Below are 13,050 nucleotides of genomic sequence, written 5' to 3' on the forward strand. Positions count from 1 at the left end.
TTACATGGAGATGGAACAGCGGTATTTTTTTTGGAAGTTGGCGTATGATCTCGTCTCCCGCTTCGATTTTGAGATTATACATCTCCACCTGCAGCGTGAAGAGGTGTGGCTTGAGAAGTCGTCCGGAGGTCAGTCACACGTAATCCGTCTGCTGAACAAGGAATTTCACTGGTCTAATCACGTGAAGGCGGACATTGAGCATGTGAACAGACAGCTGGAGAAAAACAAAAGATATTTTTCGGGACGGATAAAAAACATCGATTTATTATATGTGGCTGAACACCCGACAGTAGACGAGTTCGATTCTCCGTCGGTAAAACTGGCACATAATTCGAACGTTATTTTTCTGAGTGATGATAATAAAGAGAGGGGACTGGAACAATTAGCTGCCACGAACAAGCTGGATCACCCGCCAGAAATCAACTATAAACTGCCGGATGCCCCTCTTGAATATGAATCTACCATTGAATATATGAAACATCAGCTTTATTCTATCAGGCAGAAGCAGCAGCAGAAAATGAGAGAAGTTTTCGAGTATGGAAAGCCCAGGATCACTTACCTCCTTTTGATAATAAACTTAATCATTTTTTATTATTTGGAAAGTGTCGGGAGTACTACTTCCATCAGCACTCTCATTGAATACGGAGCTAAGTATAATCCCGGAATCATCGAAGGGGAATGGTGGCGTCTTATATCTTCCATGTTTCTCCACATTGGTGTCCTGCATCTGCTGATGAACATGCTGGCTCTTTTTTATTTAGGTACAGCAGTCGAACAGATATATGGATCTTTCAGATTTACGATGATTTATTTTCTTGCAGGAATACTCGGTAGTGCAGCGAGTTTTTACTTCAATACTTCGGTGGCTGCAGGAGCTTCGGGAGCGATTTTCGGATTGTTCGGAGCGCTTTTATATTTTGCATGGCGGTATCCCTCTCTGTTTTTCCGCACGATGGGATGGAACCTTATTATACTGGTTGCGATTAATATCGTATTCGGTATAACGGTGCCCCAGGTGGATAACAGCGGTCACATGGGAGGACTTATCGGCGGTTTTCTGGCTGCGCAGCTGGTGGATCTGCCAAAACTTTCTCATCGGGTTTATCGGACAGTGTCTGTCGCCTTGTACGCTTTGGGGTTAGCTGTATTATTAGCATCAGGAAGCGGAGGTGATTTAAAACTTACGGCCGCAGATATACAGTATTTGCAGGAATTGCAGGAAGAAGAAAGATATGAAGATATGCTGGATATTACGGAAAGCCTGGAGAAGACGGAAGGCGAGTGGGAAGATGAATACTTATTTTTCCGATCATATGCTTACTTACAAACAGGAAAAGAAAATCTGGCATTCGACGACCTGAGAAAAGCCGTGGACATTGCTCCGGAGTTTGCTGAAGCTCATTTTAACCTGAGTATCCTTTATGAGCGCCGGGGTAATGAAAAGAAAGCGGAGTACCACCAGGAAAAGGCTGAGGAACTTAATGCAGAATTACGGAACAAAGATCCCGAACGGCCTGCTTCTTCGTAGCATGAAAGAAGCGCCGTTCTTTTTTGTGTTTGGAGAAATTTATAAATAATGCCCGTTCCAGCAGAGTTCCATCGTTTCTTTTGTCAGGCAGGATTGATATAATGAAGGCGGTGATAAAGATGAAAACAATTTACGATATCCAACAGTTTCTGAAGAAATTCGGAACCATTATTTATGTCGGAGACCGGGAAGCGGGCCTCGAACTAATGGAAGATGAAATCCAGGAACTGTATAAATCTCAATGCATGACCCAGGAAGACTACCGTATGGCTATACTATTGCTGCGTTCGGAGATAGCCCGGGAGAAGGACAGGAAAAGAAAAGAGGTCTAATACTGCTATGGAAAAAGATAAATATATTGGTGTTGATATCGGTGGTACTACTGTAAAAATGGCTGTTCTTGATAGAGATGGGGAAATGATACATAAGTGGGAGATACCCACCGTTACTGAGGAAAGCGGGAACAGTATCATTTCTGATGTCGCTTTGTCTCTGGAGCATACACTGGATGAGCTGAAAATTGATAAACGTACACTTCATGGTATAGGAGTAGGAGCACCGGGGTTCATAGAGCAGGAAGAAGGTTACGTTTATGAAGCTATAAATATAGGCTGGAAAGACTTCGGAATGGGAGAAGCCTTAAAACAGGCTGCCGGCCTGCAGGTATGGGCTGATAATGATGCTAATATCGCAGCACTCGGGGAAAACTGGCTCGGAGCGGGGCATAATTGCGCCAGTATGGTGGCAGTCACTCTTGGAACCGGTGTAGGTGGCGGTATTATCGTCAATCATAAGGTGATCAACGGTACGAACGGAACCGGTGGAGAGATTGGTCACATCACAGTAAAACCGGGGTCTCCGCATTATTGTAATTGCGGCAGATACGGGTGCCTCGAAACAGAAGCGTCTGCGACGGCGATAGCTCGTAAAGCGAAAGAAAGACAGTTGAAGAATGAAAACGGGTTTTTATCATCCATTAAAAATCCGGAAGCAAAAGACGTATTCGAGGGGCTGAAACAAGACGACGAAGACTGCCGGCTTATAGTGAAAGACGTCACGGATCAGCTGGGTCTGGCTCTGGCCAACCTCGCAGTTTCCATCAATCCGGAAAAGATAGTGATAGGCGGAGGTGTATCGAAAGCCGGCGAACAGCTTATAGAACCTTTGAAGACGGCTTTCCGTAAGTATGCTCTTCCACGTGTCAGGGAAGTCTGTGACATCAGTATCGCCGAGCTTGGTAATGATGCAGGTGTTATAGGAGGCGCCTTCCTGGTTAAGACAAAGACGGAGAACAAACAGACCGGGGCTCAGGAAAGATAATCGCTCCCTTGCGATCGACTTCGTTATTTTCATTTACTTGAAACTTATGAAAGCAGTCGAACGTTATAATAAAGAAAGGTGTTATCTTCTGCGAGGCAGGAGATGGTATGTAAAGTGTTTTGTTGTGAAGCGGAACGAGGAGGAAATTTAATGAAAGAATTAATAAGGAGAACTCCCTTATTTGTTCTTGCAGCCATTTTGTTCGGTTTAAAAACTTATTTGGTCTACAGATTCATGTTCGGCATTTCTATCGATAGTGCGTTGCAGGAACTTATATTAATTCTGAATCCGCTTGTCAGTGCCTATGTGATTTTTGTTATAAGCATTTGGCTGAAAACGAATAAACAAGGAAGATACCTGAAATATTCATCGCTATTAGCAACTCTTGTACTATATGTGAATTTGCTGTTTTATCGTAATTTCACGGATTTCATTACACTTCCCGTCCTTTTTCAGGGAAACAATGCGGCAGATCTGACTTCAAGTATTTTTACTCTGATCCACTTCACGGATCTGTTGCTGTTTCTGGATGTGATTTTGATCTGGATTCTCAGTAGAAATCCCGGATGGCCCGCCATTTCTGAAAAACCGCAGAAAGTAGCGGCTACGGCAGTTATGTTTCTGCTGCTTGCGATGAACGTCACTTTAGCTGAAGTGGAGAGGCCCATGCTTTTTACAAGAACGTTTGACAGGGAGTATCTGGTGAAGAATATCGGACTGTTCAACTATCACATATATGACTTGACGATGCAGACGAGAACACAGGCCCAGAGAGTGTTTGCAGACGGAAGTGAAATAGAAAAAATCCGTAATTATATAGCCGATCAAAAGGGAGAAGAATCGTCGAAGACAGAACTTTTCGGCATAGCCGAAGACAAAAACGTAGTTTTGGTAAGTGTGGAGTCGATGCAGAACTTTGTTTTGGATAAAGAAGTGAATGGGGAGGAGATAACCCCTTTTATGAACGATCTGAAAGAAAATAAAGATACTTTATGGTTCAAGAACTTCTATCATCAGACAGCACAGGGGAAAACGTCGGACTCCGAGTTCCTCGTAGAAAACTCTTTGTACCCTCTCGACCGGGGGGCTGTTTATTTTACACATGCCCAGAACGATTACAATGCGTTGCCCGAATTGTTGAATGAAAAGGGGTATACTACTTCCGTGTTCCACGCAAACAATGAAAGTTTCTGGAACCGGGACGTCATGTACGATAATATCGGGTATGATCATTTTTATTCGAAAGAAGATTTTGAAATCAAGGAAGAGAATTCTTTCGGTTGGGGTCTGGAAGACAAAGCATTTTTCGAACAGTCCATTCCATATTTGAAAGAACAGGAGCAGCCGTTTTACAGCAAGTTTATAACACTTACCCATCACTTTCCTTTTGACCTCCCGGAAGATAAAGCATCGATCGATAAACTGGATACAAATTCCACTACACTGAATCAATACGTACAGACAGCGAGGTACACGGACGAGTCGCTGAAGGAATTTATGAACCGGATGAAAGAAAAAGGCATGTATGAAGATACGATGTTTATATTCATGGGAGATCACTATGGAATAAGTGAATTCCATAAAGGTGCCATGAGTGATTATCTCGGCCGGGATATTAACGGATACGAACATATCCAGCTTCAACGTGTCCCTTTAATGATTCATATACCTGGTTCGGGGGAAGGGAAAATCTATGAAAAAATCGCCGGACAAATAGATATGAAGCCCACGATACTGCACTTATTGGGAATCGAGGAGAAAAGAGATATTAATTTCGGTGAGAATATGCTGGCAGAACATAGGAAGGATTTTATAGCTATGCGCGATGGCAGCTTTATAACGAAAGATTATATTTATTCGAAATCTGTCTGTTATGATAAGGAAACCGGTGAGCCTGTCGAATTGCCTCCGGAAGAGGAATCGCCTTGTGAACCTTTTAAAGAAAAAGTATCGAAAGAACTCGAGTATTCGGACAACATTATTTATGGAGATTTATTCAGGTTTTATGATTTCAAAGATTAGCCATGGGACCGTCCTTTTTAGCACAGGACGGTCTTTCCTTTATCGGGAGAACGCATAGGGGGTAAATAAATGTGATCGAATTCAGAAATGTGAGCCACGGGCCGCTCAGAGATATTTCTTTTACGCTTCAAAAACAGGAGCGGGCTATTCTTTTCGGACCTTCAGGAACCGGAAAAAGTACGCTTCTTTTTCTTTTTAATCGGCTGAAAGATCCGGAGGAGGGGGAAATTTTTTACAACGGAAAACCTTTGGCAGATGTACCAATTATCGAACTGCGTCAAAAATTCGGTCTGCTTCTTCAATCTCCGAATCTATTTCCGGGCACTGTCCTCGATAATTTGAAATATGGCCCTTCTCTCACTAATTCGTGGCGACCGGGCAGAGAGAAGGAGCTGCTTGAGTATGTCCAGCTGTCTCCGGAGATGAAAGACCGTGACGTCGATCATCTGTCGGGAGGTCAGCAGCAACGGGTGTCTCTGGCGAGGACTCTTGCAAATGAACCGGAGGTGCTTTTACTGGATGAGCCGACAAGCGCTCTTGATGATAAAACTGGAGAAGATATCGAAACGGTGCTGAAGGAGCTTATTGAACAGCAGGGGCTTACGATGGTAATGGTGACCCACCAGATGGCCCAGGCGAGAAGATTGGGGACAAATGGCTTGTTCATGAATGAAGGAACTATTGAGGAACATGGAAAAATACCGGAAATGCTTGAGCAGCCGCAAAGTAGAGCATTGAAGGAATATTTACAGGGATAGGGGGGGGAATCATGTCACCTGAAATTTCGAGTCAGTCTTTATGGTTTTTGATTATTTTTGTAGTTATACCGCTATCCGTATCTTATTTCTATCAACTGGGGTTAAGCCGTAATGTCATAGTCGCTTCTCTCAGAGGTACTGTGCAGCTTTTTGCGATCGGTTATATCCTTACTTACTTATTCGATTTAAATGCATATATAGGTATTCCTTTAATGGTAACGGTCATGCTGGTAGTTGCAAGCTTCCATGCAAGAAAGAAAGGGAAAGAATTGCCGCACGTTCTTCCTGTGATTTTTGGCGGGCTCGTGCTCGTGGAAGTCAGCGTACTGGCCATGTGGCTTCTTTTCGGCATGGTGGAATTCATCCCCTCCGAAGTTATACCGATGAGCGGGATGGTTATCGGGAATAGTATGGTAGCGATGGGACTTGCGCTCGAAAGGATGAAAAGTGAGTTCTCCGAGAATCGGGGGAGGCTTCTTGCTGCTCTTTCGTTAGGGGCGGAACCGAAACAGGCGTCCACGCTGATTGTTCGGAGAACTTTGAATGCAGCACTCATTCCGAACGTGGACAGAATCAAGACCATTGGACTCGTCCAGCTTCCGGGAATGATGACGGGACTGATTCTCGGAGGAGTGGAGCCGATTATGGCTATCAAATACCAGTTGGTAATTTCCCTCAGTATATTTTCATCCGTATCTTTAAGTGCGATGTTCGTCACGCTTATTATGTACAGACACTTTTTTACGGAAAACAAGCAATTGCTTGAATCGGAAGAAGCGATGCTCGCTTATGCTTCCAATCAGGAAAAATAAAAAAGACGCTGAGAATCTCAGCGTCTTTTTAGCCGAATAAATTAGCATAGATGGTCATTACGGAAAACCATCCGAATACTGCTGCAGAAATTAAAGAAAAAGCTACGGCAAGAAAGTTTTTAGTTTTAATTTCCCGGAAAATTGCCATGACGCAAAGAATAGTCACGAGCAAAAACAGGATAGCTGTTACCATGTCCGCACCTCCCAGTTGATTCTATCTGTACTGTTGTACGAGATGTTATACTTATGTAAGATATTCATTCTTCACTTATTTTATAGGATTTTTTCTATTTTGTCGAGGAATAAAAATGTAAAGCTGATAATGGAGGGACATTATGTTACGGATTGCAAGAATACCACTCGGACCTCTGGGTACGAATGGCTATGTACTTTATGAAAATGGCAGGGCTCTCGTTATTGATCCGGGTGGTGATTTTGATAAGTTGAGAAAACTTATGGACGAAAAAGAATTGAAGGTGGAAGCGATAATTCTGACTCACGCTCATTTTGATCATATAGGGGCACTTGAAGAAACGAGGACGCACTATGACGCTCCCGTTTTTCTCCATCTGGACGAAGCCGGGTGGCTGAGTGACCCTGCAAAAAACGGTTCGGAATGGTTTGGGATGGATCCTGTCATTGCTGCGGACCCTGATTTTATATTGGAGGAAGGAAAGCAGAAGATCGGAGCGTTTTCCTTTGAAGTCCGACACGTCCCGGGTCATTCTCCCGGAAGCGTAGCTTTAGTGTTCCGGAATGAAAGGTTCACTATCGCCGGAGATACATTGTTTCAGGGAGGGATAGGTCGGACTGATTTGCCCGGTGGAGATCATGAACAGCTGCTGGATGCGATATTAAGTGAACTGTTCACCCTTCGTGACGATATGAGAATCTATCCCGGGCACGGAGATCCCACGACCGTTGGAGATGAAAGAAAATCGAATCCTTTTCTTACCTAAAAAAACGTTCCATTAGTGCACAGCACTGATGGAACGTTTTTTTTAGTGACCAAAACCTGGTTGTAAAATAAACGAGGTATAATAAGTAAAACCAATCATAAAGACTGTCAAATAAGAGAAAAATATGTAGATATACATACGTTCAGACAGCTTGAGAAAGCCAATCGCAAGGAAAAAGGCAGTTTGAGCCAGGGATATCAATGTAGCTTCCATCATGTCACCAGCGTAAAACATGACAGCAAATATACCTGTCCAAAAGGCCAGCGTACGAAACATACGATCCATACTTCTTCCCCTCCTTCATATTAAACTATCATTCACATTATATACGAGAATAATCAGGATGTAAATGAAACGTAAGAGGGAATCTAATCCAATTTGTAAGTTTGTTTGTAATTTTTGTGTAAATCTTTGTAGATTACCGTGTATGTGCACAAGATTCGGACTTCTTCATCGTTGCAGGTGACAGATGCCTCTCCATCCGTCAGGGGACGGCGGATAGTTAGTGGAAAGCTTGTGGAAGAGATAATGAACGGGGTCCATTTATCATAAACGGACTGGTAGTATCGCTGGGTCTGATAGCTTTTTTTAATTGCCTGATTCAGTTCCATGTTTTGATAATAGGTATGGATCATATAACCGAATACCAGCAAAAACATAAATAGTAAAGCCGAAACCCAGGGGTAGTAGAATCCCTTTTCATTTACCGGGAACGTATAGCGATTTTTCAAACCGTTCTCCACCTTCGTATTCAATTTTTACATGCAATACGTCCGACTTAAAAAAGAAAGTCATATCCCTTATGTCGAATAGTAACGTTTCATGTCCCTTACCGCTCACTCTTCTTCTTACTAAGTTACGATATTGTTCTATAGAGACGATACTTCCCTCTATATTAGTGTAATGGAGATTATTCTTTTGAACATTCACTGAAGAGGCCGTGTTCAGTTCTTCCTGCAGCAGCTGAATATATTGGTGTGTTTGCCAGTCCCCGTTCCACTCCAAAGGTCTCAAATAATTCATCAGGGGGACTAACACGACGAGTGCTGTCAAAAGGATCGAAAGGGATAACAGCACTTCCATTAACGTGAAACCTTTCGTATCTTTAATCATACAGACAAAGCTCCTGTTGCTGTCCGTTCTCCCAACGTGCGCAGTATCTATGGGATTCTTTCAGTACAGTGACCGGATACTTATATTCGATTTCGCCCGCGTGTGAATCCAGTATAGTGTAATTGTGCAACAGCATCAGAATTTCACGCTCGTCTTTCAAATGATTCAATGATGTATGGACGGTAATAAAAGAAGGGAAAATCAGAGCGGTAAAAACAGTGATAAGAGCAAGTGTTCCGACAGCTTCCAGTAATACAAATCCTTTATTGTTCATCAATAACGACCCCGTTTCTGCTGAAAGGAAAGGTGACTTTATACTGTTTATCTCCGGTATGGAACCACATTGTACCCGGAGTGCTGATTGTACCGTTCACGTGAAAAGTCGTATAGGATTTCAAAGTTGCAAGCTGTATCTCCCATTCGGGAGGGAACTCTTCCTGTATTATAGGGGAAGAGCCCCAGCTTTCATAAATGCGATAAACGTTGTTGACTTTATCAATATAGAGCGTATGTTCTATTCCCTTCTGAACACTCATCTGCTGAGCAAAATGTATGTCGTCGGCAAATTGTTGAATGGTCTGCTTCTCTGTGAGATGAGAATGACTTAAGTGCTGGCCGGGAGCTAAAATAGCAAGCGAAACGGTAATGAAACAAAGAACCACTATCACTTCTACCATCGTGAAACCTTTATGGTTGTAAAACACTCGAAGTTATTTCTCCGGTTGAACTGTCGTAATTAGGGGTCTCTCCGTTAGGACATGTGCTTTGTTTCAGGTATCCTTCGTCTTCCAGAGTTTCCAGACTTAAAGGGAAAGCTCCGGTTTTCATAAAATAAGATTCTATCTGTGCCTCTGCTGTCAGAGTGAAAGCTTCACACCCTTTTGTTCTGATAGTGTTGTTATTTTCGGTGATGTTCGGAAGTGCCACGATAAGCAACACAGTGATTATAAGTAAGACTACAAGCATTTCTATTAATGTAAAACCGGCATTATTTTTCATTATGGTACACCTCATTTTTAATATGTTTCTATCCAGCTGTATAAAGGAAGCATTATAGACAGATAGATGGAAATAATTACTACTGCAGTTATAATCAGAAATATCGGCTGTATAAGCTGAATCGTCTTCTCAGTTTTCATCTGCAGCTGCTCCAGAAACATCCCCGCAAGCAGCGATAGTTCATCAGCCAGTGCCTGGTTGTCATTAGCTTCGTGGAAGATTGACACCATTTCTTTACGCATTAATACTGTTTCGTTAGCTGCCATGCCCAGAGTGTTCCCTTCGGATAAAGATTCGAGAATAGTCCGGGCGCTGAAGGAGAGTTCCTGCTGGTTTCTCTGGGAAATAAGAATATCAAGCACCTGATTAAGGGAGAAACCCGCTTTAAGCATGGAGCTCGCATGGATCGCAAACTGATAGCTGACAATGTAAGTTTTTATACTTAGAACAAACGGGATTCTTCTGTAAACATTCATTTTTGTCTCGAATTTCAGTCTAGGAGCAGCCAGTTTGTATACGAAAAAAGTGGTGCCGGCAATAACCGAAAGAAGAACAAAGAAAGATATGGAATAATCTATGGTCTGAAAGATGTAAAGGGACCACGGTTTATTCTCTTCATGTTCATAAAGGTTTTGAAAACTCGGAATTACGGACTTTTTCATGAAATAAAAGGTCAACAACAGAAACAACATTAAAATGACAGGATACCTCAACGTGTGCGCAAGTTTCTTTTTAGTTTCATAAGTTATGGTTAATAATTGAAAACACTGATGGAATAAAGAGGGGAAATCTTTTCTCATCTTTCCGAAGTAAAGGAAAGATATGACGAGGGAAGAAAAGCGGGCTTCGGCAAACGCCTTCTCCATAGGTTCGCCTTTTTCGAAATGATATAAAAGCTGCGAAGTCAAAGGCTTCAGGTCCTGGTCCCAGCCTGTAATGTTTAACGCCCGGGGCAGGGAATATCCTTTGTTCAGCAATGGGTACATTCTTTTGAAGAAATGAATCTGCAGTGGGACAGCGAGAGTTTTCCGATTAAATAAATCCATAGGCCCATGCTTTCTTTTTCAGGTGAGGGAAGGTATGAGAAGTAACAGGGGGGGAACCTTTCAAGGCGGTGGAAAGAGCAGCATCTTCCAGTATTTCCAGAATGGCCACTCTGCGCTTAATAGCGGAAGAAAGAAGCAGTTTCTGACTGGCGACTGCCCTTAAAGTCTGCTCCAAATCAACTTTCGGTATATTCATTTCCTGGAGCCTTCTGATTGTACCCAGAGCGTTTTTGGCATGAAGGGTACTGAAAACCAGATGACCGCTGAGAGCTGCCCGTACTGCAAAATGTGCCGTGGCTTCATCCCGGAGTTCTCCCACGATGATGATATCCGGATCATGTCGTAAAGCGGCTTTCAGTCCTTCGTTGTAATCGAAAGCATTTTTTTCATTCACCTGTACCTGAATGACACCGGGTACACTTCTTTCCACCGGATCCTCCAGGGTAATAAGCTGGAGGTGCCCTTTTTGTGCAAGTATTTCCATTAGGGCATATAGAGTCGTTGATTTGCCACATCCGGTCGGACCCGTAAAAAGAACAAGACCTGAGGTGTAACCGATCCATTTCATAACCCTCTTCATTTGTTCAGGAAAGAGGAAAAGCTCACCGATAGAAAGATTTTCGGTTACGGAAAACAGCCGGATGGCAAGACTTTCCGTAGAAGAAAGGGGTAATGTCGACAACCTGAGGTCTGTAGAAAGACCGCGGGAAAGGTAAGAGAGTTTGCCGTTTTGAGGGAGCTTCATTTCTCCTATATCCATTTCCGAGGAGAATTTCAGAAATGTGAGAAGTTTGTTGTAAAGGGGGAGAGGGAGGGAGCGGGAAAAAACCCGGAGTCCCTGTACGCGGAAATAAACGTGGACGTTTTCATCCTCCGGAATAAAATGAATATCCGAAGCTTTCCGGTCCAGGGCTTCATCAATAATTCTTCTGCTTAATTCTTTGGCGTTCAACTCATTAATCACCTCTTCTTATGTTTATAGTAATATATATTCGACCCCGAAGGAGATATTCCTCTTTTTTGTCTGGCCCGCGCTTCTTTATTTTAGAAAATTTTCAATTAAGTGAAATATTATATCCTGGTATGATACAATGAAAATGCTTCATTATTCATAAAAGTTAAATTACATAATCAGCGCGGATGACCGTGGAGGGAGAGACTGCAAGTACGGATCATTAGTAACTGCGGCGCCGAAGGAGCAAGCTACGAGCGAATCTCTCAGGCACAAAAGACTTTCACGGGACGCAACTCTGGAGAGCGTCTGCATATGCAGACCACCTACGAAGCAAGCCCTCGGGCGTTAAACTTTCCGGTAACAGGACAGAGACTTTTTCTTAAAAGGGGAAAGTCTCTTTTTTTATGCCGGTGAAAAGGAGGAAACCTGATGGATCAACAGAAAAAGACTCCACTATATGAAGAGTTTGTCAGATTGGGAGCGAAGACGATTAACTTTGGCGGCTGGCAGATGCCGGTACAGTTTACGGGCATCAAGAAAGAACATGCAGCCGTAAGGGAAGCTGCAGGGTTGTTCGATGTTTCCCACATGGGAGAAATATCCGTCAAAGGAGAAAAGGCAACAGCTTTCTTGAACAGCGTTCTTACTAATGATGTGGAAAAACTGAGCGAGGGAAGAGCTCAATACACGATGATGTGTTATGAAAATGGTGGCACTGTCGATGACCTGATCGTTTATTATCTCAATAAAAATGAATATTTACTTGTAGTTAATGCTGCTAACAAAGATAAAGATCTGGAATGGCTGCTTGCCCATCAGACGGGTGGAGTCGAGATTGATGATGTTTCCGCCTTCTATGCACAACTTGCCATTCAGGGTCCGAAGGCTGAAGAGATTCTCCAATCTCTTACGGATACTCAGCTTCAGGACATTAAGTTTTTCCGCTTTCATGCCGGGACGAGTTTTGACGGGGTAGACGGAAAGGCGCTCGTTTCCCGTACCGGTTATACCGGAGAGGACGGATTTGAAATTTATCTTCCCGCATCATCCGCTGTAGATTTATGGAAGGCGTGTCTCGAAGCGGGGGAAGAGTACGGGATTCAGCCGGTCGGTTTAGGTGCAAGAGACACGTTGCGCTTTGAAGCCGGTCTGCCGCTGTATTCCCAGGAGCTATCCGAAAATATCACCCCGGTAGAAGCTGGGCTTGGCTTCGCGGTAAAAATAGACAAAGAGGCGAATTATCCAGGTAAGGCCGTCCTGAAAAAACAGAAACAGTCCGGAGTCGGGAGGAAGTTGGCCGGAATCGAAATGCTGGATAAAGGAATTCCGAGAACCGGATATGAGGTTTACGATGAAGATGGCGAAAATATCGGTTTTGTTACGAGCGGTACTCAATCACCGACTCTCGGAAAAAACCTGGGTCTCGCCATTGTGAAAAAAGAATATACGGACTTGGATCAGATAGTATACGTAGAAGTAAGAAAGAAAATGTTAAAAGCCAAAATAATAAATACTCCATTTTATAAAAGGTAGGAGGC

Annotated in this window: 17 protein-coding genes and 1 riboswitch; of the genes, 8 read left to right on the plus strand and 9 right to left on the minus strand. The window is 43.2% G+C overall.

Annotated elements, in window-relative coordinates; all coding sequences use genetic code 11:
• Positions 1–4: 4 nt before the first annotated feature.
• From BW931_RS03295 to BW931_RS03320, 6 genes are all read left to right on the plus strand, one after another.
• Entirely contained in the window at positions 5–1,528 is a 1,524-nt protein-coding gene (locus BW931_RS03295; protein ID WP_008588840.1) for a rhomboid family protein, read from the plus strand.
• A gap of 119 nt (positions 1,529–1,647) precedes the next feature.
• A complete protein-coding gene (locus tag BW931_RS03300) occupies positions 1,648–1,860 on the plus strand; it encodes a YqgQ family protein (protein ID WP_008588843.1) in 213 nt (70 codons plus the stop codon).
• A gap of 7 nt (positions 1,861–1,867) precedes the next feature.
• A complete protein-coding gene (locus BW931_RS03305) occupies positions 1,868–2,848 on the plus strand; it encodes an ROK family glucokinase (protein WP_008588860.1) in 981 nt (326 codons plus the stop codon).
• Between the two features lie 150 nt (positions 2,849–2,998).
• Positions 2,999–4,870 carry an LTA synthase family protein gene (locus tag BW931_RS03310; RefSeq protein ID WP_076569910.1) on the plus strand — a complete coding sequence of 624 codons (1,872 nt, stop codon included), beginning with the start codon at positions 2,999–3,001 and terminating at the stop codon, positions 4,868–4,870.
• Positions 4,871–4,941: 71 nt separating this feature from the next.
• The gene (locus BW931_RS03315) at positions 4,942–5,628 is read left to right on the plus strand and encodes an ABC transporter ATP-binding protein (RefSeq protein ID WP_084193841.1); all 687 of its coding nucleotides are present in this window, start codon (positions 4,942–4,944) and stop codon (positions 5,626–5,628) included.
• Between the two features lie 11 nt (positions 5,629–5,639).
• Positions 5,640–6,440: an ABC transporter permease gene (locus BW931_RS03320; protein WP_076569914.1), complete on the plus strand. Its 801-nt coding sequence runs from the start codon at positions 5,640–5,642 to the stop codon at positions 6,438–6,440.
• Between the two features lie 28 nt (positions 6,441–6,468).
• On the opposite strand, the gene BW931_RS03325 is transcribed toward BW931_RS03320, so the two are convergent.
• On the minus strand, positions 6,469–6,633 hold the full coding sequence (locus BW931_RS03325) for a DUF2759 domain-containing protein (RefSeq protein ID WP_008588876.1): 165 nt from the start codon (positions 6,631–6,633) through the stop codon (positions 6,469–6,471).
• Positions 6,634–6,775: 142 nt separating this feature from the next.
• Here BW931_RS03325 and BW931_RS03330 point away from each other — a divergent pair, with 142 nt between their 5' ends.
• Complete coding sequence (locus BW931_RS03330; RefSeq protein WP_008588878.1) at positions 6,776–7,399, plus strand: MBL fold metallo-hydrolase; 624 nt, start codon at positions 6,776–6,778, stop codon at positions 7,397–7,399.
• Between the two features lie 42 nt (positions 7,400–7,441).
• Here the strand turns inward: BW931_RS03330 and BW931_RS03335 are convergent, their stop codons facing one another.
• The 8 genes from BW931_RS03335 to comGA form a co-directional block, all read right to left on the minus strand.
• Entirely contained in the window at positions 7,442–7,684 is a 243-nt protein-coding gene (locus BW931_RS03335; RefSeq protein ID WP_008588880.1) for a DUF2626 domain-containing protein, read from the minus strand.
• An 83-nt stretch (positions 7,685–7,767) separates the two neighbouring features.
• Entirely contained in the window at positions 7,768–8,130 is a 363-nt protein-coding gene (locus BW931_RS03340) for a hypothetical protein (RefSeq protein WP_008588881.1), read from the minus strand.
• Positions 8,099–8,512: a competence type IV pilus minor pilin ComGF gene (locus BW931_RS03345; RefSeq protein ID WP_008588882.1), complete on the minus strand. Its 414-nt coding sequence runs from the start codon at positions 8,510–8,512 to the stop codon at positions 8,099–8,101. The genes BW931_RS03340 and BW931_RS03345 overlap by 32 nt, the downstream gene beginning before the upstream one ends.
• Positions 8,505–8,786, minus strand: coding sequence for a hypothetical protein (locus BW931_RS03350; protein ID WP_008588883.1), 282 nt, complete (start codon positions 8,784–8,786; stop codon positions 8,505–8,507). The genes BW931_RS03345 and BW931_RS03350 overlap by 8 nt, the downstream gene beginning before the upstream one ends.
• Positions 8,776–9,216, minus strand: coding sequence for a competence type IV pilus minor pilin ComGD (gene comGD, locus BW931_RS03355; RefSeq protein WP_008588885.1), 441 nt, complete (start codon positions 9,214–9,216; stop codon positions 8,776–8,778). The genes BW931_RS03350 and comGD overlap by 11 nt, the downstream gene beginning before the upstream one ends.
• Positions 9,200–9,511, minus strand: a complete 312-nt coding sequence (gene comGC / locus BW931_RS03360) for a competence type IV pilus major pilin ComGC (RefSeq protein WP_076569915.1) — start codon at positions 9,509–9,511, stop codon at positions 9,200–9,202. Before comGC ends, comGD begins: the two co-directional genes overlap by 17 nt.
• A 17-nt stretch (positions 9,512–9,528) precedes the next feature.
• The gene (locus BW931_RS03365; RefSeq protein ID WP_076569917.1) at positions 9,529–10,557 is read right to left on the minus strand and encodes a type II secretion system F family protein; all 1,029 of its coding nucleotides are present in this window, start codon (positions 10,555–10,557) and stop codon (positions 9,529–9,531) included.
• Entirely contained in the window at positions 10,544–11,521 is a 978-nt protein-coding gene (gene comGA, locus BW931_RS03370; RefSeq protein ID WP_234972566.1) for a competence type IV pilus ATPase ComGA, read from the minus strand. The genes BW931_RS03365 and comGA overlap by 14 nt, the downstream gene beginning before the upstream one ends.
• A gap of 176 nt (positions 11,522–11,697) precedes the next feature.
• Positions 11,698–11,802, plus strand: a riboswitch (glycine riboswitch).
• Positions 11,803–11,941: 139 nt separating this feature from the next.
• On the opposite strand from comGA, the gene gcvT reads away from it, so the two are divergent.
• Positions 11,942–13,045 (plus strand): glycine cleavage system aminomethyltransferase GcvT, encoded by a 1,104-nt coding sequence (gcvT, locus tag BW931_RS03375; RefSeq protein WP_076569918.1) that lies wholly within the window; start codon positions 11,942–11,944, stop codon positions 13,043–13,045.
• Positions 13,046–13,050: the final 5 nt, after the last annotated feature.

The organism is Salimicrobium salexigens (genome assembly GCF_900156705.1).
Classification (GTDB): domain Bacteria; phylum Bacillota; class Bacilli; order Bacillales; family Halobacillaceae; genus Salimicrobium; species Salimicrobium album.